This is a genomic window from Streptomyces sp. enrichment culture, assembly GCF_964273255.1.
In the GTDB taxonomy this organism is placed as follows: domain Bacteria; phylum Actinomycetota; class Actinomycetes; order Streptomycetales; family Streptomycetaceae; genus Streptomyces.
On sequence record NZ_OZ186835.1, the window covers coordinates 3,933,990 to 3,960,362 of the forward strand.

The 26,373-nt window shown below is 73.8% G+C and carries 23 protein-coding genes, 1 pseudogene and 1 riboswitch; of the genes and pseudogenes, 11 read left to right on the forward strand and 13 right to left on the reverse strand.

Annotation, left to right across the window (positions count from 1 at the left end; translation table 11 throughout):
* Window positions 1-10: 10 nt before the first annotated feature.
* The 3 genes and pseudogenes from ACSU53_RS17050 to ACSU53_RS17060 form a co-directional block, all read right to left on the reverse strand.
* Window positions 11-901, reverse strand: a complete 891-nt coding sequence (locus ACSU53_RS17050) for an aminoglycoside phosphotransferase family protein (RefSeq protein WP_437028677.1) — start codon at window positions 899-901, stop codon at window positions 11-13.
* 144 nt (window positions 902-1,045) lie between these two features.
* The gene (locus ACSU53_RS17055; protein WP_437028678.1) at window positions 1,046-2,041 is read right to left on the reverse strand and encodes a zinc-binding dehydrogenase; all 996 of its coding nucleotides are present in this window, start codon (window positions 2,039-2,041) and stop codon (window positions 1,046-1,048) included.
* Window positions 2,042-2,103: 62 nt separating this feature from the next.
* Window positions 2,104-3,278 (reverse strand): annotated as a pseudogene (locus tag ACSU53_RS17060) (NAD(P)-binding protein).
* Window positions 3,279-3,443: 165 nt separating this feature from the next.
* Here ACSU53_RS17060 and ACSU53_RS17065 point away from each other — a divergent pair.
* Window positions 3,444-4,124, forward strand: a complete 681-nt coding sequence (locus ACSU53_RS17065) for a pentapeptide repeat-containing protein (protein WP_437028680.1) — start codon at window positions 3,444-3,446, stop codon at window positions 4,122-4,124.
* 313 nt (window positions 4,125-4,437) lie between these two features.
* On the opposite strand, the gene ACSU53_RS17070 is transcribed toward ACSU53_RS17065, so the two are convergent.
* Complete coding sequence (locus tag ACSU53_RS17070) at window positions 4,438-4,938, reverse strand: hypothetical protein (RefSeq protein ID WP_437028682.1); 501 nt, start codon at window positions 4,936-4,938, stop codon at window positions 4,438-4,440.
* A gap of 415 nt (window positions 4,939-5,353) precedes the next feature.
* On the opposite strand from ACSU53_RS17070, the gene ACSU53_RS17075 reads away from it, so the two are divergent.
* Window positions 5,354-6,751, forward strand: coding sequence for a M1 family metallopeptidase (locus ACSU53_RS17075; protein ID WP_437028684.1), 1,398 nt, complete (start codon window positions 5,354-5,356; stop codon window positions 6,749-6,751).
* A 128-nt stretch (window positions 6,752-6,879) separates the two neighbouring features.
* Here ACSU53_RS17075 and ACSU53_RS17080 read toward each other — a convergent pair whose 3' ends face one another.
* Window positions 6,880-7,455: a TerD family protein gene (locus ACSU53_RS17080; RefSeq protein ID WP_164345696.1), complete on the reverse strand. Its 576-nt coding sequence runs from the start codon at window positions 7,453-7,455 to the stop codon at window positions 6,880-6,882.
* Window positions 7,456-7,599: 144 nt separating this feature from the next.
* Here ACSU53_RS17080 and arfB point away from each other — a divergent pair, with 144 nt between their 5' ends.
* The gene (gene arfB / locus ACSU53_RS17085) at window positions 7,600-8,070 is read left to right on the forward strand and encodes an alternative ribosome rescue aminoacyl-tRNA hydrolase ArfB (RefSeq protein WP_437028685.1); all 471 of its coding nucleotides are present in this window, start codon (window positions 7,600-7,602) and stop codon (window positions 8,068-8,070) included.
* Window positions 8,071-8,357: 287 nt separating this feature from the next.
* Here the strand turns inward: arfB and ACSU53_RS17090 are convergent, their stop codons facing one another.
* Window positions 8,358-8,942 carry a flavin reductase family protein gene (locus tag ACSU53_RS17090; protein ID WP_437028686.1) on the reverse strand — a complete coding sequence of 195 codons (585 nt, stop codon included), beginning with the start codon at window positions 8,940-8,942 and terminating at the stop codon, window positions 8,358-8,360.
* A 315-nt stretch (window positions 8,943-9,257) separates the two neighbouring features.
* On the opposite strand from ACSU53_RS17090, the gene cdgB reads away from it, so the two are divergent.
* The gene (gene cdgB / locus ACSU53_RS17095; RefSeq protein WP_437028688.1) at window positions 9,258-10,955 is read left to right on the forward strand and encodes a diguanylate cyclase CdgB; all 1,698 of its coding nucleotides are present in this window, start codon (window positions 9,258-9,260) and stop codon (window positions 10,953-10,955) included.
* Between the two features lie 117 nt (window positions 10,956-11,072).
* The gene (locus ACSU53_RS17100; RefSeq protein ID WP_437028690.1) at window positions 11,073-12,011 is read left to right on the forward strand and encodes a carbohydrate-binding protein; all 939 of its coding nucleotides are present in this window, start codon (window positions 11,073-11,075) and stop codon (window positions 12,009-12,011) included.
* Between the two features lie 359 nt (window positions 12,012-12,370).
* On the opposite strand, the gene ACSU53_RS17105 is transcribed toward ACSU53_RS17100, so the two are convergent.
* The 3 genes from ACSU53_RS17105 to ACSU53_RS17115 all read right to left on the reverse strand — a co-directional run bounded on the left by ACSU53_RS17105 (window position 12,371) and on the right by ACSU53_RS17115 (window position 15,552).
* Window positions 12,371-13,300: a 1-phosphofructokinase family hexose kinase gene (locus ACSU53_RS17105; protein ID WP_437028692.1), complete on the reverse strand. Its 930-nt coding sequence runs from the start codon at window positions 13,298-13,300 to the stop codon at window positions 12,371-12,373.
* A gap of 129 nt (window positions 13,301-13,429) precedes the next feature.
* The gene (gene nagA / locus ACSU53_RS17110) at window positions 13,430-14,599 is read right to left on the reverse strand and encodes an N-acetylglucosamine-6-phosphate deacetylase (RefSeq protein ID WP_437028693.1); all 1,170 of its coding nucleotides are present in this window, start codon (window positions 14,597-14,599) and stop codon (window positions 13,430-13,432) included.
* Window positions 14,599-15,552: an ROK family protein gene (locus tag ACSU53_RS17115; RefSeq protein ID WP_437028695.1), complete on the reverse strand. Its 954-nt coding sequence runs from the start codon at window positions 15,550-15,552 to the stop codon at window positions 14,599-14,601. The genes nagA and ACSU53_RS17115 overlap by 1 nt, the downstream gene beginning before the upstream one ends.
* A gap of 120 nt (window positions 15,553-15,672) precedes the next feature.
* On the opposite strand from ACSU53_RS17115, the gene ACSU53_RS17120 reads away from it, so the two are divergent.
* Both ACSU53_RS17120 and ACSU53_RS17125 read left to right on the forward strand, forming a co-directional pair.
* Window positions 15,673-16,941: an extracellular solute-binding protein gene (locus ACSU53_RS17120; RefSeq protein ID WP_437028697.1), complete on the forward strand. Its 1,269-nt coding sequence runs from the start codon at window positions 15,673-15,675 to the stop codon at window positions 16,939-16,941.
* A gap of 92 nt (window positions 16,942-17,033) precedes the next feature.
* On the forward strand, window positions 17,034-17,279 hold the full coding sequence (locus ACSU53_RS17125) for a DUF3263 domain-containing protein (RefSeq protein WP_437028699.1): 246 nt from the start codon (window positions 17,034-17,036) through the stop codon (window positions 17,277-17,279).
* Between the two features lie 113 nt (window positions 17,280-17,392).
* Here ACSU53_RS17125 and otsB read toward each other — a convergent pair whose 3' ends face one another.
* The 3 genes from otsB to ACSU53_RS17140 all read right to left on the reverse strand — a co-directional run bounded on the left by otsB (window position 17,393) and on the right by ACSU53_RS17140 (window position 20,771).
* Window positions 17,393-18,262, reverse strand: coding sequence for a trehalose-phosphatase (otsB, locus tag ACSU53_RS17130; RefSeq protein ID WP_437028701.1), 870 nt, complete (start codon window positions 18,260-18,262; stop codon window positions 17,393-17,395).
* Window positions 18,263-18,344: 82 nt separating this feature from the next.
* Window positions 18,345-19,775 (reverse strand): alpha,alpha-trehalose-phosphate synthase (UDP-forming), encoded by a 1,431-nt coding sequence (locus tag ACSU53_RS17135; protein ID WP_437028703.1) that lies wholly within the window; start codon window positions 19,773-19,775, stop codon window positions 18,345-18,347.
* Window positions 19,776-19,826: 51 nt separating this feature from the next.
* Window positions 19,827-20,771, reverse strand: coding sequence for a glucosyl-3-phosphoglycerate synthase (locus tag ACSU53_RS17140; RefSeq protein ID WP_437028705.1), 945 nt, complete (start codon window positions 20,769-20,771; stop codon window positions 19,827-19,829).
* A gap of 145 nt (window positions 20,772-20,916) precedes the next feature.
* Window positions 20,917-21,064, forward strand: a riboswitch (SAM riboswitch).
* An 18-nt stretch (window positions 21,065-21,082) separates the two neighbouring features.
* Between ACSU53_RS17140 and thrC the strand changes: the two genes are divergently transcribed.
* From thrC to groL, 4 genes are all read left to right on the forward strand, one after another.
* Window positions 21,083-22,387 carry a threonine synthase gene (thrC, locus tag ACSU53_RS17145; protein WP_437028707.1) on the forward strand — a complete coding sequence of 435 codons (1,305 nt, stop codon included), beginning with the start codon at window positions 21,083-21,085 and terminating at the stop codon, window positions 22,385-22,387.
* Entirely contained in the window at window positions 22,384-22,659 is a 276-nt protein-coding gene (locus tag ACSU53_RS17150; protein ID WP_437028709.1) for a MoaD/ThiS family protein, read from the forward strand. Before thrC ends, ACSU53_RS17150 begins: the two co-directional genes overlap by 4 nt.
* Before the next feature lie 441 nt (window positions 22,660-23,100).
* On the forward strand, window positions 23,101-23,304 hold the full coding sequence (locus ACSU53_RS17155; RefSeq protein WP_004986573.1) for a cold-shock protein: 204 nt from the start codon (window positions 23,101-23,103) through the stop codon (window positions 23,302-23,304).
* Window positions 23,305-24,014: 710 nt separating this feature from the next.
* Window positions 24,015-25,637 (forward strand): chaperonin GroEL, encoded by a 1,623-nt coding sequence (gene groL, locus ACSU53_RS17160; RefSeq protein ID WP_437028711.1) that lies wholly within the window; start codon window positions 24,015-24,017, stop codon window positions 25,635-25,637.
* A gap of 127 nt (window positions 25,638-25,764) precedes the next feature.
* On the opposite strand, the gene ACSU53_RS17165 is transcribed toward groL, so the two are convergent.
* Window positions 25,765-26,334: a hypothetical protein gene (locus ACSU53_RS17165; protein WP_437028713.1), complete on the reverse strand. Its 570-nt coding sequence runs from the start codon at window positions 26,332-26,334 to the stop codon at window positions 25,765-25,767.
* Window positions 26,335-26,373 lie beyond the last annotated feature (39 nt).

Genomic DNA, 26,373 nt, shown 5'->3' on the forward strand with positions numbered 1-26,373 from the left:
CCGGGACGTCTCAATTCCGGCGCAGGCGGCGGGCGATCTCCAGGTCCGTGTCGCTCAGGGGCCGGCCCTCCTCGGTCTCCCACAGGCAGTTCTGCAGCACCCTCCCGTACGTCCAGGCGCGGGCCCGCGCGCGGTCCAGTCCGAGCACCTCGGTCATGGCGTCGAAGCGCCGGCGGACGTCGTCCGCCCGGAAGGTGTTCGCCAGCGCGGGCCACAGGTCGAAGCCCGGGTCGCCGACGAGGGGCTTGGGGTCGATGGCGAGCCAGGGGGCGCGGTCGGCGGCGAGCACGTTCTCGTCGTGCAGGTCCCAGTGCAGGAGGCGGTCGCCGGGCTCGTCGACGACCTCCCGGACGGCCGCGGCGCAGTCGGCCACCAGGCGCCGGGACTCCGGGTCGGGGATGCGCTCCAGGGCGGCGGGCGTGCGCCGGAGCATGCGCCGGGCGATGTCGTCGAGGCGGCGCAGGCCCGCGGGGGCCGGGGCCACGTGGAGGCGGGCCAGCAGGCGGGCGATCACCAGGACGCCCTCGTGCGGGTCGGCCACGCGGGACAGCATGCGGGAGCTGTCCAGGCGCTCCAGGAGCATGGTGCCGGTGGGCTCGTCGTGGTCCAGCAGCCGGACCGCGCCGTCGCCGTCCCACCGGCGCAGGGCCACCGGTTCGCCCTCGCTCTCGTCGTCGCGGAGCTGCAGCTTCAGCATCGCCGGTGTGCCGTCCGCGCGGTCCACCGGGACGACGAGCGCGCTGACGCCGTGCAGGGGGGTCCCGGTGATCCGCAGCTCCCAGCGGTCCACGAAGGCCGCGGTCAGCTCCGGCAGGGCGGCGACGAAGGCGCGGCCCGCCTCCTTGTTGAACTTGATCTGGGCGGCCGCGAGTTGCGGCGGGACGGCGATCACACACCGCACGGTAGTCCGGTGGCGCGGCCGGGGCCGGGGGTTGAGGGCGAGGCGTGGGGTGGGGCGCTCCGGTCCCGGCGGACTGTGTCCCGGCGGGCCGTGTGCCGACGAGTCGTCTGCGGCGGGCCGTGTGCCGGGAGCGGGGCGCTCCGGTCAGCGGGTCGCCGGGGGCCGCCGCGGTTCGAGGACGACCTTCCCGGTGGTGCCCCGGTTCTCCAGCGCCCGGTGGGCGGCGGCGGCCTCGGCGAGGGGGAAGCGGTGGACGGCGGGGACGAGGCGGCCCTCGGCGGCCTCGGCGAGGGCGCGCTCCTCGAGCGTGCGCAGGGGGTCGGGGCCGCCGGCCCGCCGCAGCATGGCCGGGCCGAGGACGTTCACGGAGACGCCGTCGACGAGGTGCGGGGCGTCGCTGTCGAGGCCCTGCGACGACCAGCCGAAGACGACGTGCCGTCCGCCGGGGGCGAGCAGGCCGACGGCGGTGCGGGCGACGTCCCCGCCGACCCCGTCGAACACGACGGTCACCCTGCCCGCGTACGCGGCGAGCCGGCCGGCCCAGCCGGGAGCGGTGTAGTCGACGGCGAGATCGGCGCCGTTCGCCGTCACCTGGGCGGTCTTGGCGGGGCCGCCGGCCAGGCCGACGACGGTCGCCCCGGCGTTGCGCGCGTACTGCACGAGCAGGGTGCCGATGCCGCCGGCCGCGGCCGGGACCAGGACGACGTCGCCGGGGCCGGGCTCGGCGAACTGCACGACGCCCATCGCGGTCCGCCCCGTGCCGATCATGGCAACGGCCCCGACGTGGTCGAGGCGCGGCGGGATCACGTGCAGCCGGTCGACGCCGGTGACGGCCAGTTCGGCGTACCCGCCGGGGACGAAGCCGAGGTGGGCGACGACGTCCCGGCCGAGCCAGGCGTCGTCGACCCCCTCGCCGACGGCGTCGACGACCCCGGCGACCTCCCGGCCGGGGACGGTGGGCAGCTCGGCCGGGGTTCCGGCGGGGCCGGGCCGGCCCGCGCGCAGGGCGGTGTCGAGCAGGTGCACCCCGGCCGCGCGGACGGCGATCCGCACCTGCCCGGGGCCCGGGCGGGGGTCCGGGACCTCCTCGTGGACGAGGTTCTCGGCCGGGCCGAAGGCGTGCAGGCGGACGGCGTGCATGGGGACCCCCAGGGGTGGACGGTGGCGCGGCGGGCGGTGCCGCGGCGGGCCCTCCCCACTGTTCAACCTCCAGCTTGCTCGAGGTCAAGCCCGTGGCGGCCGAGCGCGAGGGAGACGGCGGTGAGGGCGCTGTTGAAGGACACCTCCGAGAGCACACCGGGCGCGGCGGTCCGGTCCCCGGCGAGGTAGACGTCGTCGCCGCGGTCCACGGCGGGCCGGTCGCGCCAGTCGGTGCCGGGCGGGTCGACCGCACCGGTACGGCCGCTCGCGACCGCCTCCCGGCGCCAGGTGAGGCGTTCGCGCCAGCCCGGGAAGCCGAGGTCGAGCAGTTCCCCGGCCCGCCGGACCCCGTCGGCCTTGGACTCGTGCGGAGCGATGGGGACCTGACCCTGGATCAGCTGTTCGCCGGGCGGGGCGAGGGAGGGGTCCTGGGCGGTGAACCGCTCCAGCCAGCCCGGGGCGTCCAGGTCCGACACGACGAACGCGTCGCCGCGCCGGGTGCGCACGGCGAGGTCCACGAGGACGGTACGGCCGCTGGGCCAGGTGAGCCCCGGGTCGCCGAGGAGCCGGCGGGCGGACTCCAGGGAGGTGGCGACGACGACGGGGGTGTCCGTGGGCAGCGTGTCGACGCGGGACAGGGTCTCCACCCGCACCCCCAGGTTCCAGGCGCGGGCGGCCATCCGGTCGATGAGCCCACCCCATCCGCCGCGCGGGTGGTGCGCCTCCGGGGGCAGCCGGGTGGCGCGGCGCAGCCGTTCCTGCACGAAGGCGGCGGACAGGGAGCCCGGGTCGTGGTGGAACAGCGCGACCGCCGCGTAGTGGGCTGCGGCCCGCGCCGCCTCCTCGCCCGCGACGCCGGTGGCCCAGGTGAGGAAGTCGGTGCCGACGGGGGCCCGGTCCGCGCGCCGGCGCAGCAGTTTCAGCATCGCGAGGGGCGGGGTGCGGCGCAGCGCTCCGCAGTGGCGGAGCCGGAACCGGGCCACCTCCAGCGGTGGGAGTGTGGCCAGCGGTCCGACGAGGCCGCGGGCGCGCAGCCAGCTCCAGTGCGGGCCGCCGCTGTACAGGGCGTGCGGGCCCTCGTTCGTCCGGTACGGGCCCTCGGCGGTACGGGCCCGGCCGCCGAGGGTGTGGTGCGCCTCGTGGACGGTGACCCGGGCCCCGCCTCCGCGGCGGTGATGGCGGCGGTGAGTCCGGCGAAGCCGCCGCCGATGACGGTGATGCGGTCGGTGCGGTGCATGCCTGTGCTCTCTCCTGTCTCCCGTGCCCGGGGCCGCGCCGGGAGGCGCCCCTGGGCCTTCACCGCTGTGACGGATGGCGGGCCCCGGAATGTGACATCGGGGGCGTTCGCGCAGGTCGCGTGTCCGGCCGGGGCGTTGTCAGTGGTGGGGTGCAGCATGGGGGCATGGCGAGGAGAGCGGCGGGTGGTGCGGGGGTACGGGAGCCGCGGCGGCCGGAGGTGCGGCTGGGGGCGCTGGAGCGGTTCGAGGGGGGTGGGCTGGAGCCGGACGGGGACTACGACGGGCTGGAGTTCGCGGAGGCGGACCTGTCCGGGCAGGACGGAGCGGGGTCGCGCTTCCTGGACTGCGCGCTACGGGGGTGCGCGCTGGACGAGGCCCGGCTGCCCCGGGTCCGGGTGCTGGACTCGGTCGTGGCCGGGGTGCGCGGAGTGGGTACCGATCTCGCCGAGGCCGTCCTGCGCGACGTGGAACTGACCGACGCGCGTCTCGGGGGGACGCAGCTGCACGGGGCGCAGCTGGAGCGGGTGCACGTCCGGGGCGGGAAGATCGACTTCCTCAACCTGCGGGCGGCGCGGCTGAGGGACGTCGTCTTCGAGGGCTGCCTCCTGGTCGAGCCCGACTTCGGCGGCGCCCGGCTGGAGCGGGTGGCCTTCGTGGACTGCGCGCTGAAGGAGGCCGACTTCACCGGGGCGACGCTCACGGACGTCGACCTGCGCGGTGCCGTCCCCCTGGAGATCGCCCGCGGGGTGGGCCGGCTGGCGGGGGCGGTGATCAGCGCGGGGCAACTGCTCGACCTGGCCCCGGTGCTGGCGGCCGAGGCGGGGATCCGGGTGGAGGGCAGCTGAGGCCGGCCTCGGGGGCGGGGTGGGGATGCGGGACGGGCGGATGGGGGGCGGGCGGGACGGGCGGATGGGGGACGGGCGGGATGGGGACGGTCCGCGCGGCGAGGCGGGGGAGCCGTGGACGGGGGGAGTGGATCGGCGGGGCGGGATGACGGGGGCCGGGAGCCGGGGCGGGGGCCCTCCGCGTGGCGGCCGCCACGAGAGCCGCGGGGTGCCGCGGGGAGCCACGGGCGTCGCGCGGAGCCACGGGGAGTGCGGTGCGGGGGTGTCCTCCGGCGCGCCGTCCGGGGGCTGAGCGTGTTCCGGCCCGGGAGGGTCAGCCGATGCGGGGGAAGCGGGCCTGGAGGGTCCAGACGGCCGGGTTCTCGCCCAGGTCCTCGTGCAGGTCGATCAGGTCGGCCAGCAGGTCGTGCAGGAAGTCGCGTGCCTCGCGGCGGAGTTCGGTGTGCGAGAAGGTCAGCGGGGGTTCGCTCGCCGGGAGCCATTCGGCCTCGATGTCGACCCACCCGAAGCGGCGCTCGAACAGCAAGCGGTCGGTCGACTCGGTGAAGTCCAGCTCCGCCCGCTGGGGCCGCGAGGCGCGGGAGCCCGCGGGGTCCCGGTCGACGCGTTCCACGATGTCGCACAGGGCCCACGCGAAGTCGAGCACCGGCACCCATCCCCAGGCTGTGGACAGCTCGCGGTCCTCCTCGGTGTCCGCCAGGTAGACGTCGCCGCAGAACAGGTCGTGGCGCAGGGCGCGGACGTCCGCACGGCGGTAGTCGGTCTGCGGGGGGTCCGGGAAGCGGTTGGAGAGGGCGTAGCCGATGTCGAGCACGCAGGTGATGGTGTCACGGCCGCGCGGCACCGCCGGCAGGGGCGCCACCTCTTAGGATCGCGGAGTGCGCCCCCACCGCCGCCTCCCGGACCTCCCGGACCTCCCGGACCCGGCCCCGCGTCCCCGCCCCGCCGGAGTCCGCCCGGCAGTGGCCCGGCACGGCACGCCCCCGGGGCCTGCCGGCCCCGCGGGCAGCTCCGCTCGCCTCACCGACCCCGCCGATCCCGCCGGCCTCGCGCCCTCGGTCCCGCCCCGCTTCGCGGCGGGCTTCCGCCTCCCCGGCCTCCGCCTCCCCGGCCTCCGCCTCCCCGCCGGTGGCTCCGCCCGACCGGGCGCCACCGGCCGCCACGGGCCGCCGCGCCCGGTACGTCGAGCCGTGCGCGCCCCCGAGGGCCGTCGGCGGTGGCCGGCCGGGGTGCTCGCACTGCTCGCCGTGGTGGCGACCGCCTGCGGGGGCGCGGACGGCGGTGCCGGGGCGTCCGCCGACCCGGGGCCGTCGCGCTCCGGGGTGGGGGACCCGTACTTTCCCCGGTCGGGCAACCGCGGGTACGACGTCACGCACTACGACCTCGACCTCGCCTACGACCCCGGCCCGCACCACCTCGCCGGCACGGCGGCCGTCACCGCCCGCGCGACCGAGGACCTGCCCGCCCTGAACCTCGACCTGGAGGGCCTGGACGTGGAGCGGGTCGCCGTCGACGGGAAGCCCGCCCGGTTCCGGCGTGACGGCCAGGAACTGACGGTCCGTCCGCGCACCGCGATCCGGCGGGACGACACCTTCCGGGTGACCGTGCGCTACTCCGGGGCCCCGGTGACCGTCACCGACCCGGACGGCTCCGAGGAGGGCTGGCTGCGCACGGCGGACGGCGCGGTCGCGCTCGGGCAGCCGACCGGGTCCATGGCGTGGTTCCCGGGCAACCACCACCCGTCCGACAAGGCGACCTACCGTCTGACGCTGACCGTTCCGAAGGCCCTGCGGGCGGTGTCCAACGGCGAGCCGGCGGGCGAGGAGACGCGGGGCGGGAGCAGGGTGCAGCGCTGGCGCGTGCGCGAGCCGATGGCGAGCTACCTCGCGGTGCTCGCGGTCGGACGGTACGACATCCACCGCGCCCGGACGGCACGCGGGCTGCCGCTGTACTCGGCCGTGGACCCGGACCAGAAGGACGCGAGCCGTCCGGCGCTGGAGCGGCTGCCCGAGGTGCTGGAGTGGGCGGAGCGGCGGTTCGGGCCGTACCCGTTCGCATCCGCCGGGGTGATCGTCGAGCGCCCCGGGGACGCCGGGTACGCGCTGGAGACGCAGAACCGGCCGGTCTTCCCCGGGGCCCCGGACACCGGTCTGCTGGTGCACGAGATCGCCCACCAGTGGTACGGCAACTCCGTCGGACCGGAGAGCTGGCGCGACATGTGGCTGAACGAGGGCTTCGCGACGTACGCCGAGTGGCTGTGGCGGGAGGAGCACGGCGGGGACAGCGCGCAGCAGACGTTCGACGCGCTGTACGCGGGCACCTACTTCGCCGACGAGGAGGCGAACGAGGCCGTGTGGGCGTTCCCGCCGGCACGTCCGCCCGGCCCGGCGCAAATCTCCGGGGTGCCGGTCTACCAGCGCGGCGCGATGGTCCTGCACAAGATCCGGCAGACCGTCGGCGACGACGCCTTCGACGCGCTGCTGCGCGGCTGGGCCCGGGAGAACCGCCACGGAACCGTCTCCACCGCGGACTTCACCGCCTACGTCGAGCAGCACGCCCCCGGCGAGGACTTCGGCCGCGTCTGGTCCGAGTGGCTGCACGGGACGGGCAGACCCGCCCGCCCCTGAGGCCCGCCCCTGGGCCGCCGGGCCCGGGCGGAGGGGCGCTCCCTGCGGACCGGCTGCCGGGAACGCCGGAGCCCCCGGTCCCGCCGGGCGGACGGGAACGGGGGCTCGCGGACGGCTTCCGGGGTGCGTCAGACGTTGACGCCGAAGTCCTGCGCGATGCCCACCAGGCCCGAGGCGTAACCCTGGCCGACGGCGCGGAACTTCCACTCGGCGCCGTTGCGGTACAGCTCGCCGAAGACCATGGCGGTCTCGGTGGCCGCGTCCTCCGAGAGGTCGTAGCGCGCGATCTCGGTGCCGCCCGCCTGGTTGACGATGCGGATGTAGGCGTTGCGGACCTGGCCGAAGTTCTGGCTGCGGTTCTCGGCGTCGTAGATCGACACCGGGAAGACGATCTTGTCGATGTCGGCCGGCAGGGCGGCCAGGTTGACGTTGATCGCCTCGTCGTCGCCCGCGCCCTCGCCGGTGCGGTTGTCACCGGTGTGGACGATGGAGTTGTCCGGCGTCTGCTTGTTGTTGAAGAAGACGAAGTGGGCGTCCGAGTAGACCTTGCCCTGCGTGTTGACCGCGATGGCGGAGGCGTCGAGGTCGAAGTCCGTGCCGGTGGTGGTGCGGACGTCCCAGCCGAGGCCCACGGTGACGGCGGTCAGGCCCGGAGCCTCCTTGGTGAGCGAGACGTTGCCACCCTTGGACAGGCTTACAGCCATTGTTGGGAGTCCCTTCCCTCGTTGACGTACGGCTAGAAGCTACCGCTACCCCCTTGAACGCGAGAGGCCAACGCCAGGTTCCAGTTCGCTTTACTTTCTTTACCGAGGATATTGAGGTGACGCGGCCCCGCCGGGCGCGCGACCATGGACGGCATGTCCGGTCCCTCCCGCAGGCCCGGGGGCCTGCCTCCCGGAGCGCTCCGCATCCGTGGCTCCGTCTTCCTGCCGGAGTCCGAGCTGATGTGGCGTTTTTCGCGTTCCTCGGGGCCGGGCGGCCAGCACGTCAACACCAGTGACTCGCAGGTGGAGCTGCGGTTCGACCTGGCCCGCACCACGGCACTGCCCGAGGTGTGGCGGGAGCGGGCGCTGGAGCGGCTGGCGCAGCGGCTGGCCGACGGCGTGGTGAGCGTGCGCGCCTCGGAGCACCGCTCCCAGTGGCGCAACCGCGAGGCGGCGGCCACCCGCCTGGCCGCGCTCCTCGCCGAGGCCACCGCGCCGCCGCCCAAGCCCCGCAGGCCGACCCGTGTCCCGCGCGGCATCAACGAACGCAGGCTCCGCGAGAAGAAACAGCGCGCCGAGACCAAGCGGGGCCGCAGCGGCCGCGACTGGGGCTGACCCGGCTGACCGGTGCGGCGGCTGACCCGGTGCGGCACCGAACGGCCGGGACCCGCCGTGCGACCAACGGGTCCACGGCGCCGGGGAAGTCCGGCCACGCGGGCGCAGGACGCGCAACCTCGTCCGGCGCCATGGACGGAGCAGGCCAGCGTCCGCGAGGCACCGCTGTCGCGGTGCACCGGGGCGGCGGATGCCGGACGGGACGCAGGTCGTGCACCACGCGCAGGCGCGACGGACCGAGACGCAACGGCCGGGCAGCGCACAGGACGTGCCGTGCGCCCCGCCGCTCAGCCCAAGTGCCGGTAGCGGCCGCGGAAGTAGGTCAGGGGGCCGCCGTCCGAGGCCGGGAGCGCGGCCGACAGGACGCGGCCGATCACCAGGGTGTGGTCCCCGGCCGGGACGCGCTGCTCGGTGCGGCACTCCAGGGTCGCCAGCGCCCCGCCCACCAGGGGCGCGTCGGTGTGCTCGCCCCGCTCGTAGGGGATGTCCTGGAACAGCAGCCGGTCGCTGATGCGGCCCCGCATGGCGAAGCGGCCCGCGATCTGCCGCTGGCCCTCGGCGAGCACGGACACCGCCCACAGGGGCTGTTCCTCCAGCAGTTCGTCCATGCGGGATCCCTCCCGCAGGCTCACCAGCACCAGGGGCGGGTCCAGGGACACCGACATGAACGCCGTGGCCGTCATGCCCACGTCCTCACCGGCCGGGGCCCGCGGGTCGTCCGGGTCCAGCGGCGGTTCCTTCGCGGTCACCAGGACCACGCCGGCGGCCAGTCGGGACAGGGCGGCGCGGAACTCGTCGTTGCTCACCCCCTCAGCATGCCGGGCGGCGGGCACCGAAGTGATCGTGGACGGGGCGACAGAAGTGTTGGGCACACCGGAACGCTAATCTCCGCATCACCCGGGCCGCATCGGACCCCGGGCCGAATCCGGTCCTAGGACCAGCGGCCGACGGCCGTGAAGAGATCTCAAAGAGTCCCGTTCCGCGATTGCGGCGAAATTCAGGGAGAAACCATGGAAAGACCAGCCAATTGTTCACGTTTACCTGTGACTTGAGTCACAAGGGGCGGGAATTGTTGACCCTGTGTACCGAGTGGGCAGCGCGCTGTGATTCAGTGGCTGGGAAGCTGCCAGGACGATACGCCGATGAGCACCCTTGATTCGCTGCGAGGACTCGGGGGGAGGGCGAGCATGGAGACCGAGTCGGAACCCTATGTGCGCTTGGCGTCGCTGCGACAACTGCACCAGGTGATGGCCGACATGAACACGGCCCGAAGCCTGGCGGACACCCTGCAGACCGTCGCCGACGGGGTCGTCGACGCCCTCGGGTACGAGCTGGCCTGCGTCAACCTCGTGCGCCACGACGGCGACCTGGTCGTCGCGGCCTTCTCCGGCAACCCCGCCGCCGAGGCCCTGATCACCGGCCGGGTCGGCTCCCGCGAGTCCTGGGAGCGGCGCCTCGTCATGGGTGAGCGCTGGGGCGACCTGATCTTCATACCCCACACCGAGGGCTGGGTCCTCGACGACGACGACGTCCCGCAGTGGTACACCGACGGCCCCGCGCCGCGCTTCGAGGACGAGTGGCACCCCTCCGACCGTCTCTTCGCGCCGATGTACGCGCCCGGCCCGCAGGGCGGCGGCACCTCCGGCGAGCTGATCGGCGTGCTCTCCGTCGACCGCCCGCGCAACGGCCGGCGGCCCGGCGCCTGGGGCCGCGAGGCACTCCAGATGTACGCCTTCCAGGCCGCCATCGCCATCAGCAACGCGCGTCTACGTGCGAACATGCAGCGCGCCCTGGTCCGTCTGGAGCGGGAGCAGCAGGCCCTGCGCGCCAGCGAGGAGAGCTTCCGGCAGGCCTTCGAGTACGCCCCCTCCGGCATGGCCATCGCCGAGATGGGCGGCGACCAGCACGGCCGGATCCTGCGCACCAACGACGCCCTGTGCCGGCTGCTCGGCCGCCGGGCCTCCACGATGCGCCGCTACTCCTTCTCCGACCTCGTCCACCCCGAGGACATCGGCACCCTGCTGCGCACCTCCGCCGAGGGCGGCCGGGCCGAGCTGCGGCTGGCCCGCCGCGACGGCACCTACGTCTGGGTGTCCCTGCGCAACAGCGTGGTCGCCGACGCCGCCGACGGGCCCCGTTTCCTGCTCACCCACGTCGAGGACATAGAGGAACGCAAGCGGCGCGAACTCCACCTCGCCCACCGCGCCTCCCACGACTCCCTCACCGGCCTGCCGAACTCCGCCGAGCTGCGCGCCCGGCTCTCGGCCCGGCTGTGCCGCCAGCGCCCGCACGCCGCGCTGCCCGCGCCCGGCTCACTGGAGTCCTTCGAGGCCTTCGAGTCGTTCGACACCCACGACGCCGCCCACGGCGGGCCGCCCGTCTTCGACCGGGGCCACGACTTCGACTTCCCGCCCGGCGCCGACGAGTACGACGGCTACGACCACCACGTGCACATGGTCGCGCCGCCCGACGACCACGACGACGGCAGCAAGGGGCTCGCGGTCCTCTTCTGCGACCTCGACGGCTTCAAGTCGATCAACGACCGCTTCGGGCACAACGCGGGCGACGCCGTCCTCATCGAGGTCGCCCGCCGGCTCGGCAACGGCGTCCGCGACGGCGACACCGTCGCCCGGCTGGGGGGTGACGAATTCGTCATCCTCGCCGACGGGCTCGGCCGCGCCGACGCCCAGGACCTCGCCGTGCGGCTGCGCAACGAGATCATCCAGCCCATCCGGGCCGAGGGGCGGGCCGTGCGGGTCGGCGCCAGCTTCGGCATCGGGTGGGCGCACTGCGGCATGACGGCGGACGAAGTGCTCAAGTCCGCCGACGAACGCATGTACGTCGAGAAACGATCCCGTCCCAAACAGCACCGCCGGGCGGGGTGAACCCCAGGTCAGGGAGTTGATGCGGTCCGAGTCACCCGATCGGGTCAGCCGATGGGGGTAGGCTCGCCATTCTGACCACGCGTACCGCATCCGATCAGTACCTAGGAGCACCAAGGGATGACGCCCGGCAACAACGGCGCGAGCACGCCCGAGGACGACGACCCGTTCGGCTACCTCTACGCCGACGGTCAGGCCAATGGGGCCCAGCCGCCGTCCGGGGGCTACGGCTACCCGAACTCGGTCAACCGGGTACGGGCGGTCGGCACCCGGCAGTACGGCCAGCAGGCGCCCGCCCCGCAGGCACCCCCGCAGCAGGGCGTGTACGGCCAGCCCAACGCCCACTACGCGGCCCCCGAGACGCTGCCCGGCGGGGCCCCCGCCGCCCACTCCCCCCAGCCGGGGCACGGGGGCGGCGGCCGGGGCCGCGGACCGAACACCAAGGGCCTGCTGATCGGCGCCATCGCCGTGGTCGCCGCGGTCGTCATCGGCATCGGCGTCGCGATGACCGTGGGTGACGACGACCAGGGCGGCGACCAGGCGGACGCCACCCCGACACCGACGCAGAGCCAGAGCAGCGAGCCGAGCCCGTCGGCGAGCGACGACAAGGGCGCCGAGGACACGTTCGAGTCACCGACGATCGACGCGAAGGCGCTCCGCCTGGACGGCGGTGCCTCGCTGGCGTCGGACGTCGAGGGCGCCCAGTCCGACGGCGGCATCTACGTGACCAACCTGAACCAGCCCGGTTCCAAGGTCACCTGGACCGTCGACGGCATCCCGAAGGACGGCGCGTACACCGTCTTCGTGAGCTACAGCACCGCCGGTGAACCCCAGTCGATGACGCTCACCGTCAACGGCAAGGAGTTCGGCAACAAGCTGAACATGGACAACTTCACCGGCGCCGAGGACGGCGACTTCGCCAAGGGCTGGACCAAGACCTTCGCCTGGCCGACCCTGAACAAGGGCACCAACACGATCTCGGTCTCCTGCAACGACGGCGACAAGTGCAACGTCCTGCTGGACCAGCTCTACATCAAGGAAGGCCAGGTCAAGAAGTAGACCGCCCGCAGTCCCGGCACGGTACCCGGGACCCCGGCCCGAGGTGCGCCCCCGGTCCCGGCCGCACCGGCTCCAGGGCCCGCCCGGCGGACCACTGCCGCAGCCGGATCGCTGCGGCGACGGTGCCGTGGAAGACGCGGGCCCGCTCGTCGTTGCGAGGAGCCACCGCACGGGAGTTCTGAGCCGGTCGACCGGGACCGGCCGACTCACATCAACGTGACTCCTGCCGAACGGAAGCCACGTTCACGCGAACGTTCCAAGGGCACGGTCACCATGCATCGCAGCACGGAAGCCGAAGGCAGCCACGGTCGCCCGCCTCGCGCGTTCTGCCGGTCGAGGCGCATGTCGACGCTTCTTGCCTAGGCCGCACTGGCCTCCCGCTGCACCGACACCCGCTCCCGCAGTTCCTCGTACGCCGGGCGGTCGAACTCGCCCGCCACCGGGGACAGGACCGTGGCCGCCGACAGGGCGACCGCGCGGGTCAGGCGGTCCGGCCAGGGGAGGCTGTCGACCAGGCCGGAGAGCAGGCCCGCGACGGCCGAGTCGCCCGCGCCGGTCGGGTTGCCGTGCAGGCGGGCCGGGGGTGTGGCGCGCCAGCGGCCCTCGGGGGTCAGGGCGAGCAGGCCGTCCGGGCCGAGGGAGGCGACCACCGCGCCCGCGCCCCGGCGGCGGGCGTCCCGGGTGGCGGTCGACGGCTCGTGGGAGCCGGTCAGTTCGGCCAGTTCGTCGGCGTTGGGCTTGAGGACGTCCGGGCGTCCGGCGATGCCGCGGCGCAGCGCCGCCCCGCTGGTGTCGAGCAGGGTGGGCACCCCGGCCGCGCGGGCGGTGCGCAGGAGGCCGGCGTAGGCGCCCACGGGGACGCCCGGGGGGAGGCTGCCGCACAGGGCCACCGCGGAGGCCGACGGGAGGAGGGCCGCGTAGGCCTCCTGGAAGGCGGACCACTCGGCGGGGGAGACCGTGGGGCCGGGTTCGTTGAGCTGGGTGGTGCCGCCGGAGGTCTCGTCGACCACGGCTATGGTGCGCCGGGTCGTGCCCTCGACGGGCAGGAGGGCGTCCACCAGGCCGGGCACGTCGGCGAGCCGCTCGCGCAGGATCCGCCCGGTGGTGCCGCCGGCGAAGCCGGTGACCGTGACCTCGTGCCCGAGGGCGGCGAGCACCCGGGCCACGTTGATGCCCTTGCCGCCGGGACGCTCGGCCACCTCCGACACCCGGTGGGACGCGTGGGGCCGCAGGGACGGCACACGGTGGGTGATGTCGAGAGCGGTGTTCAGCGTCACCGTGAGGATCACCGTGCCGACCTCCCCTTCGTGCCGCCCGCGTCGCTCGCGCGGGCCCGTTCGTCAGGTGCACGATCATGCCAAAGAGACGGCGGCCGGCCCACCCCCGAACCGGTCACCGTCTCCCGACGGCGGGACGGATCAGCCCTGTTGGGGACGGACCACCCAGGAGCCCCGGCGCATCACGCCCTGGAGGGCGAAGTCCGCGTCCAGGACCACCAGGTCGGCGTCCTTGCCCGGTTCCAGGGAGCCGATCCGGTCGTCCAGGCCCAGCAGCCGGGCGGGGTTGGCGGACAGGGCGGCCACCACGTGCTCCACGGGCAGCCCGTCGACGGTCACCGCCCGCTGGAAGGCGCGGTCCAGGGTGAGCGTCGAGCCCGCGATGGAGCCGCCGTCCACCAGCCGGGCCACGCCGTCGGCGACCTCCACCTCCAGCGGGCCGAGGAGGTAGCGGCCGTCGCCGAAGCCCGCCGCGTCCATGGCGTCCGTGATGAAGGCGACCCGGCCGGGGCCCGCGTGGTGGAACGCCAGCTGGAGCGCCGCCGGGTGCAGGTGGACGCCGTCGTTGATCAGCTCGACGGTGACCCGCTCGTCCTCCAGCAGGGCGGTGATGGGGCCGGGGGAGCGGTGCCCGAGGGCGGGCATGGCGTTGAACAGGTGGGTGGCGACGGTGGCGCCCGCGTCGATGGCGGCGACCGTCTGCTCGTAGGTGGCGTCGGTGTGGCCGACGGCGGCGATCACGCCGTGCTCGGCCAGCAGGCGCACGGAGTCCAGGCCGCCGGGCAGTTCGGTGGCGAGGGTGACCATCCGCGCGTGGCCGTGGGCGGCGTCGATCAGCTTGCGGACCTCCGCCGGGTCGGGGTCGCGCAGCAGTCCCTCGGAGTGCGCGCCTTTGCGGCACGGGGAGATGAAGGGGCCCTCGAAGTGGATGCCGGCCAGATCGCCCTGCTGCGCCAGTTCGGCGAGGAGCCCGGCGCGCTGGACGAGGAAGTCCATCTCGCCGGTGACGGTGGAGGCGACCAGGGTGGTGGTGCCGTGCTGCCGGTGGGTGCGGATGCCGTGCAGGACGTCGTCGACGGTGCCGGAGGTGAAGGAGGCGCCGCCGCCGCCGTGGTTGTGCAGGTCGACGAAGCCGGGCACCACCCAGTGGCCGGTCAGGTCGACGGTGCGGACGTCGCCCTCCGGGGCGGGGGCGGACGCGGGGGGACCCCCGGCGACGATGCGCGTGCCCTCGACGATCACGCGGCCGTCGTCCACGGTCCCGGTGGGCAGGACCACCCGGGCACCGGTGAGAACAGTGGTGGGGGCCATCAGGCGGTTACCTCCGAGGGGTCCGGGGAGTCGGCGGGGGCGAGCAGGTCCCAGGCGAGGAGTCCCGCGCCCAGGCATCCGGCGGTGTCCCCGAGGGCCGCGGGCACCAGGGACGGCAGTTTCTGGAAGGTGACCCGCCGCCGGACGGCCTCCCGCAGTGGTGTGAACAAGGTTTCCCCCGCCTCGGCGAGCCCGCCACCGACGATCAGCGTGCGCGGGTCCAGCAGGGTGAGCGCGGTGACCAGTCCGTCGGCGAGGGCGTCGACGGCGCCGTGCCAGACCGCGCGGGCCCGTTCGTCCCCGGCCTCGACGGCCGCGGCGCAGTCGGCCGCGTCGGCGGCGGGGTCGCCGGCGGCCGTCGCCCACGCCTCGCTGACGGCCGCGGCGGACGCGTACCGCTCCAGGCAGCCGCGCTGGCCGCACAGGCAGGGGGCGCCGCCGGGCCGGACGACGATGTGACCGATCTCGCCGGCGAAGCCGTGCGCGCCGGCCTCCACCCGTCCGTCGATGCCGATGGCGCCCGCGATGCCGGTGCCCAGCGGCACGAACAGGAACCGGTCGGCGCCCCGGCCCGCGCCGATCCGGCCCTCGGCGAGGCCGCCGGTGCGCACGTCGTGGCCGAGGGCGACGGGGATGCCGCCGAGGCGTTCGGTGAGCAGCGCGCGCAGCGGGACGTCGCGCCAGCCGAGGTTGGCCGCGTAGACGGCGGTGCCCGTGCCCGGGTCGACGATGCCGGGCACGGCGAGGCCCACCGCGGAGGCGGGGCGGCCGTAGCGGCCGGTGCCGTGGGCGTGCAGGTCGGCGGCGAAGTCGAGGATCCCGGCGACGACGGCTTCGGGGCCGCGCTCGCGGCCGGTGGCGCGGCGCGCCTGGTGCAGCAGCTCGCCGCCCGCCCCGACCAGGGCAGCCTTCATCCCGGTGCCGCCCACGTCGAGGGCGATGACATGTTCCACGGGGACAGTGTGACCCCGGCACCCGGGAGAGGTCTAGTCCACTCGCGTGGTGTAGACCTTATTCCGGATATCGAAAATTTTCGAACGGCGCACCGGTCGCCGGGGTTGGGGCAGTGAGCAGTGCAGCGGCGGGTCAGGACACGGGCGATCGCGGTGGTCTCCGCACTGGGACTCGTCGGGGTCCTCGGCGGGTGCGGTGGCGACGACTCCTCCGACGTGACGTTGCAGCTGGTCGCCGCCGACTACGGCGACAGCTCCGCCAACAGCACCCGGAAGTACTGGGCGGAGCTGGTCGAGGACTTCGAGGCCGGGCACCCGGGCGTGAAGGTCGACGTCAGCGTCTACTCCTGGAACGACGTCGACCGCAAGGTCAAGGAGATGGTCGACGCGGGCGACCCGCCGGACCTGGCGCAGATCGGCGCGTACGCCGACTACGCGCAGCAGGGCCTGCTGTACAAGGCCCGCGAGGTGCTCTCCATCTCCGTCCAGGCCGACCTGATCTCCCAGCTGACGGACGCCGGTGAGGTCGCCTCGGTGCAGTACGGGCTGCCCTTCGCCTCCTCCACGCGCGTGCTGTTCTACAACCGGGACCTCTTCGACGAGGCCGGGCTCACCCCGCCGAAGACCTGGGACGACCTCGTCGACAACGCCGCCGAGCTGAAGGACCGGGGCGTGAAGTACCCCTACGCGCTGCCGCTCGGGCCCGAGGAGGCGCAGGCCGAGACGATGCAGTGGCTGCTCAGCGGCAACGGCGGCTACACCGACGACCGGGGCGCCTACACCATCGACTCCGTCGAGAACGTCGACACCCTCACCTGGCTCAAGGACGAACTGGTCGGCGCCGGCCTCACCGGCCCCGTCGCGCCCGGGAAGCTGAACCGGGCGGACGCCTTCGCCGCCTTCGCCGCGGGGGACGTCGGCATGCTCAACGGGCACCCCTCGCTGATGAGGCTCGCCGAGCAGAAGGGCGTCGAGTACGGCATGGTGCCCACGCCCGGCGTCGACGGGGAGAGCAGGGCCACCCTCGGCGTCTCCGACTGGATGATGGCCTTCAAGGAGAACGGCCACCGCGAGGCGATCGGCGACTTCCTCGACACCGTCTACAGCGAGGAGAACGTGCTGAAGTTCTCCCGCGCCCACAACCTGCTGCCGGTCACCCAGTCCGCGTCGCGCGTGATGGCGGAATCGGCGGACGACAAGGACCTCAAGCCCTTCCTCGACCAGCTCGGGACGTCCGAGCTGTACCCGGTCGGCGAGAGCACCTGGGCGGCCGTCAACGCGCAGATCAAGAAGCAGATCGGCAGGGCCGTCGCCCCCGGCGGCAGCCCGGCCGTCGTCCTGTCCGGTCTGCAGGCGACCGCCACCCGCACGGAGGACGGCGGCCGGTGACGGCCGTCCCGGTGCCCCCGGCGGCATCCGCCGGGACCGCCGGGGCCGCCGGGGCCGGTCCGCTGTCGGTGGCGGGGGTTACGGTGCGGGACATGGACGAGGAACCACGGACGGCGGAACTGGGCCGGCGCGAGCAGGACATCCTCGCGCTGGAGCGCCGCGGCTTCCCCGGCCCCGGCGCGAAGGAGCGCGCGATACGCGAACGCCTGGGCCTGGCCCCGGTGCGCTACTACCAGCTCCTCAACGCGCTCCTCGACGACCCCCGCGCCCTGGCCCACGACCCGGTCACGGTCAACCGCCTGCGCCGCATACGCGACTCCCGGCGCGCGGAACGCTGAGCCGTGAGCCGCTGAGCCGCTGAGCCGCTGAGCCGCGAGCCGTGAGGTGCTGAGCCGTGAGCCGCGGGCCGGGGCGGGCGCGCCAGGTTCCGGGCGGCCCGCCGAGGTGACCGTCAGGCCATGCGCGCGGCCAGCGCGGCCAGCAGGTCCACCAGACCCGCCGGGCCGTCCACCACGAGGTCCGCGCGCTCGCGCAGCTCGGGGACCTCGTCGCTGCCGCTGCACACCAGCAGCCCGGGGATCCCGTCGGAGCGGAGCTTGTCCACCGCCGCGCAGGCCGGGAGGTCACCGAGGTCGTCGCCCGCGTACAGGACGCACCCGGCGCCGGTCTCCCGCGCGTACTCGGTGAGGGCGACGCCCTTGTCCATGCCCGGCGGGCGCAGCTCCAGCACCATCCGGCCCGGCTCCACGATCAGCCCGTGCCGGGTCGCCAGGTCCGTCAGCGGCTCGCGCAGGGCCTCGAAGGCGGCCTGCGGGGCGGCGGCCCGGCGGGTGTGGACGGCGACCGACCGGCCCTTCTCCTCGATCCGGGCGCCCTGCCCCGCCTCCAGCCCCTCCAGCAGTGCGGGCAGGTCCGCGCGCACGGCGGCCACACCGGGGTGCGGCTCGGGTGCCGTGACGGTGTCGGTGGCGGCGTCCCAGCGCTCCGCGCCGTAGTGGCCGAGGACGACCAGGTGCTCCAGGCCGGGGACGCCCGCGAACCCGCCGTTGCGGACCGCGACCGCGGGCGGCCGGCCCGTGATCACCGCGACGGAGGCCACCTTCGGGGCGAGCGCGGCCAGCGCCGGCACCGCGCCGGGATGGGCCCGCGCCCGGTCCGGGTCGGGCACGATCGGCGCGAGGGTGCCGTCGAAGTCGAGGCCGATCAGCGCCTCGCCCGGCCGGGCGAGCAGGGCGTCGAGCCCTTCGCGCCCGGCCCGGGTGACGGGCGTCGGCAGGTCGGGGACGGCATGCGGTTCCTTGGAGTCGCTGTGGCTGCCCATACGGCCAACCTATCCGCGTCCGGCCGCCGGCACGCATGCCCGCCCGGCCATACCGGGCCCGGCCCGCCGGACACCCGGCGGATCAGGCGCGGTCCTGCTCCCGCAGGGCCTCCAGCTGGTCGACGAACCACTGGGCGGGCGGCAGCGCGGTCGCCGCGGCGGCCAGCCGCTTGCTGTGCTCGGTGCGCTGGGCCGGGCCCATCGTCAGGGCCTCGTGCAGGGCGCGGGCGGTCCCGGTCACGTCGTAGGGGTTGACCGTGATCGCGTCCTCGCCCAGCTCCTCGTGCGCCCCCGCCTCCCGGGACAGCACCAGCGCGCAGCCCGCGTCGGAGACCACCGGGACCTCCTTGGCCACCAGGTTCATGCCGTCCCGCACGGGGTTGACCAGCGCCACGTCCGCCAGCCGGTAGGCCGCCAGCGAGCGGGCGAAGTCGTCCTCGACGTGCAGCACCACCGGACGCCAGCCGGGCGTGCCGTACCGCTCGTTGATCTCCTCGGCGACCCGCTGCACCTCGGCGGTGTAGTCGCGGTACACGGCGAGGTCCTGGCGGGAGGGGTAGGCGAAGGCGACGTGCACGACCCGCTCGCGCCAGTCGGGGTGGTCGTCCAGGAACTGCCGGTAGGCGAGCAGGCCGCGCACGATGTTCTTCGACAGCTCGGTGCGGTCCACCCGGACGATCGTGCGGCGCGGGGTGCCGTCGGGCGCGGTGCCGATCTCCTCGCGCAGCGCGGCCATCCGCTCCTCCACGTCCGGCTCGTGGGAGCGGGCGCGCAGGAAGTCCGCGTCGGCGCCGAGGCCGTGCACGCCGATGCGGGTGCCGCCGAGGCCGCCCGCGAACTGCTCGCAGCACGCGGTGAACGCGTCGGCCCAGCGCCGGGTGAGGAAGCCGAGCCGGTCGGCGCCCAGCATGCCGCGCAGCACCTGGCCGGCGATGTCGTCGGGCAGCATCCGGAAGTACTCCGGCGGCGCCCACGGGGTGTGCGAGAAGTGGCCGATGCGCAGGTCGGGGCGGAGCTCGCGGAGCAGGCCGGGGACGAGCGTCAGGTGGTAGTCCTGCACCACCACGGCCGCGCCCTCGGCGGCCTCCTCGGCGAGCGCCTCGGCGAAGGCCCGGTTGTAGCTCTCGTAGGAGGCCCACTGGCGGCGGAACTCCGCGTCGAAGACGGGTTCCAGCGGGGTCTGGTACAGCATGTGGTGCACGAACCACAGCACCGAGTTCGCGATGCCGTTGTAGGCGTCGGCGTGCACGTCGGCCGGGATGTCCAGCATCCGCACGCCGTCCTCGCCGACGCCGCGCCGCACGGCCTCGCGGTCGCCGTCGGACAGCGCCGAGCAGACCCACAGCGCGTCCGCGTCCGACCCGATCGCCGACAGCCCGGACACCAGTCCGCCGCCGCCCCGCCTGGCCCGCAGCGAACCGTCCTCGTCCACCGTGTACGACACGGGCCCGCGGTTCGACGCGACCAGCACCTGGGCACCCTGACCAGCCTGAGCAGCATGCGTGGAAGCCATACGCACCAACCTAGCCCGGCCCCCGGAACCTCAAACGTCGCGGGGACGCGCTCAGGCCACCCGCCGGGCCTGGTACTCGGCGATCTCCCGCATCGGCGGGCGTTCCTCGGTGTCGACGGAGTAGGTGCGCGGCTCGAAGCCGTCCTCGGAGCGCTCGAACTGGGTGAGGGCGGGCCGGATCAGGTGGCCGCGGGCCAGGCGCAGCTGGGCGGTGCGGTAGATGGCGGCGGCCATCCGGCCGAGGGCCCGCCCGTCCTGGTGGCGGTGCTTGCGCACCCCGACGTCGACCTGGGCGAGGGCGTTCAGCCCGGCCAGGTGCAGGGCGTCGACCAGCATGCCGAGCTCGACGCCGTAGCCGACCGGGAAGGGCAGCTGCTCCAGCAGGGAGCGGCGGGCCGCGTACTCGCCGCCGAGCGGCTGGACGAAACCGGCCAGCTGCGGCCAGTGCATGTTGAGCAGCGGGCGCGCCATCAGCTCGGTGACCCGGCCGCCCTGCCCGGCGGCGGCGCCCAGGGGGCGGTCGTACATGGCCTTGACCAGCTGCACGTCCGGCTCGGTGAGCAGCGGGCCGACGATGCCGGTGACGAAGTCGGAGGAGAACTCGCGCAGGTCGGCGTCGACGAAGCAGACGATGTCGCCCCGGGTGACCAGCAGGGACCGCCACAGCACCTCGCCCTTGCCGGGGACGGCGGGGATGCGGGGCAGGATCGCGTCCCGGTGGACCACGGTGGCGCCCGCCGCCGCGGCGGCCGCGGCGGTGCCGTCCGTCGACCCGGAGTCGATCACGACGACCTCGTCGACCAGCGGCACCTGGAGCATCAGGTCGTGCCGGATCACCGCCACGATGTCGCCGACGGTCGCCTCCTCGTCGAGCGCCGGCAGCACCACGCTCACGGTCTGCCCCGAGGCGCGTTTCGCGGCCAGGAGCGCGTGCGCGGGTCGGTCGGCCACGGACCAGGACCGGTCGATCAGCCAGCGCTCGACTTCTTCCAGCACGGTCTGCGGCTCCTCACTCCGGTCCGGTCCGGTGATCCATCTCGCGGTACGGACGACTGTCTCGAACGCCCGGGGCGTCGGTTACAGTCTTGAACAACGCACACGGCCCCCGCATGCCGGGGTCGCCGCCGCGACAACTGAACACCGCTCATCCAGAGGGGCAGAGGGATACGGCCCGATGAAGCCCCGGCAACCCTCCAGTCGGTTCTTGTCACACGGACGTGGCGAGGCTCCCGGCTAGGGAAGGTGCCAAATCCGTCTCACGGCGAGATGCGTCGTGAGGAAGATGAGGAGAAAGGGCCTCGCCTCACATGGCTGTGCAGACCGTTGCAAGCAACACCGACTCCGCCGGTTCCGCTGCCTCCCCCGCCGTCGACCTCGGCCCCGCCGCCGCGCTGTCCTGCCGCGAGTGCGGCCACCGCGTCCCGCTCGGCCCCGTCTTCGCCTGCCAGGAGTGTTTCGGCCCGCTGGAGATCGCCTACGACTTCTCCTCCCACGAGGCCGGGGAACTGCGCCGGCGCATCGAGGCGGGCCCCGCGAACATCTGGCGCTACGCGCCGCTGCTGCCCGTCCCCGCGGACGTGGCCACCAAGCCGAACCTCAACCCGGGCTGGACCCCGCTGGTCAAGGCGGACAACCTGGCCCGTGAACTCGGCGTCACCGGCGGGCTGTTCGTCAAGGACGACTCCGGCAACCCGACCCACTCCTTCAAGGACCGGGTCGTCGCCCAGGCCCTGGAGGCCGCCCGCGCCTTCGGCTTCACCACGCTGTCCTGCTCCTCCACCGGCAACCTGGCGGGCGCCGTGGGTGCCGCCGCCGCCCGGGCCGGCTTCCGCTCGTGCGTGTTCATCCCGCACGACCTGGAGCAGGGCAAGGTCGTCATGGCCGCCGTCTACGGCGGCGAGCTCGTCGGCATCGAGGGCAACTACGACGACGTGAACCGCTTCTGCTCCGAGCTGATCGGCGACCCGGCCGGCGAGGGCTGGGGCTTCGTCAACGTCAACCTGCGCCCGTACTACGCGGAGGGCTCCAAGACGCTCGCCTACGAGATCTGCGAGCAGCTCGGCTGGCGGCTGCCGGACCAGATCGTCGTCCCGATCGCCTCCGGCTCCCAGCTCACGAAGATCGACAAGGGCCTGCGGGAGCTGATCGAGCTGGGGCTGGTCGAGGACCGGCCGTACAAGATCTTCGGCGCCCAGGCGGAGGGCTGCTCCCCGGTCTCGGCCGCCTTCAAGGCCGGGCACGACGTGGTCCGCCCGCAGAAGCCGGACACCATCGCCAAGTCGCTCGCCATCGGCAACCCCGCCGACGGCCCCTACGTCCTGGACATCGCCCGCCGCACCGGCGGCGCCGTGGAGGACGTCACCGACGAGCAGGTCGTGGACGCGATCAAGCTGCTCGCGCGCACCGAGGGCATCTTCGCGGAGACGGCCGGCGGGGTGACCGTCGGCGTCACCCGCAAGCTGGTCGAGAGCGGCCTGCTGGACCCCTCCCTGACCACCGTCGTCCTCAACACCGGCGACGGGCTGAAGACCCTCGACGCGGTCGCCGGGACCGGCCTGACCGCCACCATCCGCCCCAACCTGGACTCCTTCCGAGAGGCTGGCCTCGCATGAGTGTGACCGTCCGCATCCCGACCATCCTGCGCACCTACACCGGTGGGCAGGCCCAGGTGAACGCCGAGGGGACGACCCTCGCCGAGGTCATCGAGGACCTGGAGAAGAACCACACGGGCATCGCCGCCCGCGTCCTGGACGACCAGGGGAAGCTGCGCCGCTTCGTCAACGTCTACGTCAACGACGACGACGTGCGTTTCGAGCAGGGCCTGCAGACCGCGACGCCGGACGGCGCCGGCGTCTCGATCATTCCGGCGGTCGCCGGCGGCTGATCCGACCTGATCATTACCGTGGGTAACTTCGGTTACCGAGCGTGGATCCCGTTGCCCCCTCCGTAAGAGAAGCGGAGGGGGCAATTCCATGGGATTGAGCGCGGTAGGGTTGGGGAACGCGGCCCCGGTCCCCTGATCGGGAACCGTGAATTCCTGCCGCTCGCCCGACGATAAGTAGCCAAAGTCTGTGCGTCTTTCGCGGCTTTTGTGACGTTTGTGCGGCCCGGTTTGCCCTGAATTCGGGCGAAGTTGCACAACATTCCGGACCGGTGGCGTCCAGATTTCTCGTCCGATTGACCTGTTGCAGACGGCAGTTGGACAGATACATTCAGCCGCGGTCGACGCGTTCCGGCGCACGCCCCCACTCCAATGGGGGGTGAGGTCTGACCCGGGTCCGCGAAGTGTGGATCTGTGCAAGGGCCAGTAATAGGGGAGTTAGGCATGGCTCAGGGCACCGTCAAGTGGTTCAACGCGGAGAAGGGGTACGGCTTCATCGCGGTCGACGGTGGTGCGGATGTTTTCGTCCACTACAGCGCGATCCAGATGGACGGGTACCGCACCCTTGAAGAGGGCCAGCGGGTCGAATTCGAGATCTCGCAGGGCCAGAAAGGCCCGCAGGCCGACATGGTTCGCGTCACCGCCTGAACGCGCTACCAGCCGCAAGCAGCTTCTGCTGACGAGGGGCCCGCACCTCCCGGGGTGCGGGCCCCTCGCCGTGCCGTGGCGCCGACGGGCACCCGTGCCCGCGCGTGCGCCGGCGGCGACGTCCTGCGGGGCCGCCGCACTCCTCCTCCCCGGCCGGCGCACCACCGCCCGGCTTCTCCGTGCGCGCCGCGCGGTCTTCTCCCTGCCTTCCGTGCGGCCTCTCCGTGTGTGCCGCGCGGTCGCGGTACCCCTCCGTGGCCGCCCTGCACCCGTGTTCGCGGACCGCTGAGCGCGCGACGCTCCCGCCGGCCCCGCGGTCGCGCCGGAGGGCCCCGTCCCGCCCCGGGCCGTTGCCGTCCGGTGCGCTTCCCCGCCCCGCGTCCCACCCTGTCCGTGCAGACCACGGGCCTGCCCGCCCCGTCCCCGCCCCGTCCCCGGACCGGCCGCGCGCTCCTCCTGCCCGCCTCCCGGCCGCGTCCTCGCACCGCGACCCTCCGACGGGTCCGCTTCGCGGGAGCGCCTTGCACTCGGAGGGGTCGAGTGCTAATCATTGGCGTTAGCACTCTGAAGGTGAGAGTGACAACGAAGGACCGGGTCGGTGAGGCCCGCAGGCCGTGTGGGGCAAGGAACCACGAGGCCGGCGAGCCGTCCGTCGCGGGCGCGGGCGCGGTCCGAAGGAATCACCCCCAGTCCTGGAGGGACCACTTCACATGGCCAAGATCATCGCGTTCGACGAGGAGGCGCGGCGCGGCCTCGAGCGCGGCATGAACCAGCTCGCGGACGCCGTCAAGGTGACGCTCGGCCCCAAGGGCCGCAACGTCGTCCTCGAGAAGAAGTGGGGCGCCCCCACGATCACCAACGATGGTGTGTCCATCGCCAAGGAGATCGAGCTCGAGGACCCGTACGAGAAGATCGGCGCCGAGCTGGTCAAGGAAGTCGCCAAGAAGACGGACGACGTCGCCGGTGACGGTACGACCACCGCGACCGTCCTCGCCCAGGCCCTGGTCAAGGAGGGCCTGCGCAACGTCGCCGCCGGCGCCAACCCGATGGCCCTCAAGCGCGGTATCGAGAAGGCCGTCGAGTCGGTCTCCGCCGCCCTGCTGGAGCAGGCGAAGGACGTCGAGACCAAGGAGCAGATCGCTTCCACGGCCTCCATCTCCGCCGCCGACACCCAGATCGGTGAGCTCATCGCCGAGGCCATGGACAAGGTCGGCAAGGAAGGCGTCATCACCGTCGAGGAGTCCCAGACCTTCGGTCTGGAGCTGGAGCTCACCGAGGGTATGCGCTTCGACAAGGGCTACATCTCGGCGTACTTCGCCACCGACATGGAGCGTATGGAGGCCGTCCTCGACGACCCGTACATCCTGATCGCCAACTCCAAGATCTCCAACGTCAAGGACCTGCTCCCGCTCCTGGAGAAGGTCATGCAGTCGGGCAAGCCGCTGCTGATCATCGCCGAGGACGTCGAGGGCGAGGCCCTGTCGACCCTGGTCGTCAACAAGATCCGCGGCACCTTCAAGTCCGTCGCGGTCAAGGCCCCGGGCTTCGGCGACCGCCGCAAGGCCATGCTCGGCGACATCGCCATCCTCACGGGCGGCGAGGTCATCTCCGAGGAGGTCGGCCTCAAGCTGGAGAACGCCACGCTCGACCTGCTGGGCAAGGCGCGCAAGGTCGTCATCACCAAGGACGAGACGACCATCGTCGACGGTTCGGGCTCGGCCGACCAGGTCCAGGGCCGCGTGAACCAGATCCGCGCCGAGATCGAGAACAGCGACTCGGACTACGACCGCGAGAAGCTCCAGGAGCGCCTCGCGAAGCTGGCCGGCGGCGTGGCCGTCATCAAGGCCGGTGCCGCGACCGAGGTGGAGCTCAAGGAGCGCAAGCACCGCATCGAGGACGCCGTGCGCAACGCCAAGGCGGCCGTCGAGGAGGGCATCGTCGCCGGTGGTGGCGTGGCCCTGCTGCAGGCCTCCCAGGTGTTCGAGAAGCTGGAGCTCGAGGGTGACGAGGCGACCGGCGCCAACGCCGTGCGCATCGCGCTGGAGGCCCCGCTGAAGCAGATCGCCGTGAACGCCGGCCTCGAGGGCGGTGTCGTGGTGGAGAAGGTGCGCAACCTGACCCCGGGCCACGGCCTGAACGCCGCGACCGGCGAGTACGTCGACCTGGTCAAGGAAGGCATCATCGACCCGGCGAAGGTGACCCGTTCCGCGCTGCAGAACGCCGCCTCCATCGCCGCGCTGTTCCTCACCACCGAGGCCGTCATCGCCGACAAGCCGGAGAAGGCCGCCGCGCCGGCCGGCGGCGGCATGCCGGGCGGTGACATGGACTTCTGATCCTTTCGAGGATCGGATCCGTCCGTCGCATCGACCGAGGGCGGCACTCCCTGGACGACAGGGGGTGCCGCCCTCGGGCGTTCGCCGGGGCCCGCCGGACGTCCGGGACGGGGTGGGCGGCGGGCGGTCAGAGGCCGCCCATCGGCTCGATGTCGACCCGCACCGGGGTGCCCCACACCCGCAGCACCTCGTAGTCGGTGAACTCGTGCACGATCCGGTACGCCATCGCCGGCCGGGGGCCGCGCCGTTGGGCGGCGAGGTACATCTCGGCCTCGCGGCGGTCCCGGCGCGGGGTGCCGCACAGCTGCCACGCCTGGCCGTTCCACGCCTCCGGCAGCCAGCGCTGCTGCGGCTGCGGCCGGTCGCCGCTCACCCCGTACCGGGACGGGACGGGCTCGGCGGGCGGGTACTGCGGTGCCGGGCCGTTGAACTCGGCGCGGCGGGCGGCGCGCCGGCGCGTCTCGCACAGCAGGCACAGGTCGGGCGCGCTCTCGTCGACCGGGCCCGTCGGGTGCTCGGGGCAGCGGGTGCTCGGCGCGGCCGAGGTGACGCCCTCCTCCAGCAGGTCCAGGGCCCGCCGCAGGTCCGCCTTCACCTCGTGCAGCGTGGCGTCCGGGGTGTCGCCGCCGAGCGCCTCGCCGTGTTCGCCGAGCAGGCGCAGGGCACGCCCCAGTGCGGTGAGCTGCGCGTGGTTCATGGCGTCCGTCTCCGTGGGGGTTCGGGTCGGTACGAGTAT

Excerpts from the sequence above, each read along its gene's own strand:
- ACSU53_RS17055 (WP_437028678.1), bottom strand. The coding sequence starts at position 2,041 with ATGCACGCCGTCCGCCTGCACGCCTTCGGCCCGGCCGAGAACCTCGTC.
- ACSU53_RS17065 (WP_437028680.1), top strand. The coding sequence starts at position 3,444 with ATGGCGAGGAGAGCGGCGGGTGGTGCGGGGGTACGGGAGCCGCGGCGG.
- ACSU53_RS17080 (WP_164345696.1), bottom strand. The coding sequence starts at position 7,455 with ATGGCTGTAAGCCTGTCCAAGGGTGGCAACGTCTCGCTCACCAAGGAG.
- arfB (WP_437028685.1), top strand. The coding sequence starts at position 7,600 with ATGGACGGCATGTCCGGTCCCTCCCGCAGGCCCGGGGGCCTGCCTCCC.
- cdgB (WP_437028688.1), top strand. The coding sequence starts at position 9,258 with ATGGAGACCGAGTCGGAACCCTATGTGCGCTTGGCGTCGCTGCGACAA.
- ACSU53_RS17100 (WP_437028690.1), top strand. The coding sequence starts at position 11,073 with ATGACGCCCGGCAACAACGGCGCGAGCACGCCCGAGGACGACGACCCG.
- nagA (WP_437028693.1), bottom strand. The coding sequence starts at position 14,599 with ATGGCCCCCACCACTGTTCTCACCGGTGCCCGGGTGGTCCTGCCCACC.
- ACSU53_RS17125 (WP_437028699.1), top strand. The coding sequence starts at position 17,034 with ATGGACGAGGAACCACGGACGGCGGAACTGGGCCGGCGCGAGCAGGAC.
- otsB (WP_437028701.1), bottom strand. The coding sequence starts at position 18,262 with ATGGGCAGCCACAGCGACTCCAAGGAACCGCATGCCGTCCCCGACCTG.
- ACSU53_RS17135 (WP_437028703.1), bottom strand. The coding sequence starts at position 19,775 with ATGGCTTCCACGCATGCTGCTCAGGCTGGTCAGGGTGCCCAGGTGCTG.
- thrC (WP_437028707.1), top strand. The coding sequence starts at position 21,083 with ATGGCTGTGCAGACCGTTGCAAGCAACACCGACTCCGCCGGTTCCGCT.
- ACSU53_RS17150 (WP_437028709.1), top strand. The coding sequence starts at position 22,384 with ATGAGTGTGACCGTCCGCATCCCGACCATCCTGCGCACCTACACCGGT.
- ACSU53_RS17155 (WP_004986573.1), top strand. The coding sequence starts at position 23,101 with ATGGCTCAGGGCACCGTCAAGTGGTTCAACGCGGAGAAGGGGTACGGC.
- groL (WP_437028711.1), top strand. The coding sequence starts at position 24,015 with ATGGCCAAGATCATCGCGTTCGACGAGGAGGCGCGGCGCGGCCTCGAG.
- ACSU53_RS17165 (WP_437028713.1), bottom strand. The coding sequence starts at position 26,334 with ATGAACCACGCGCAGCTCACCGCACTGGGGCGTGCCCTGCGCCTGCTC.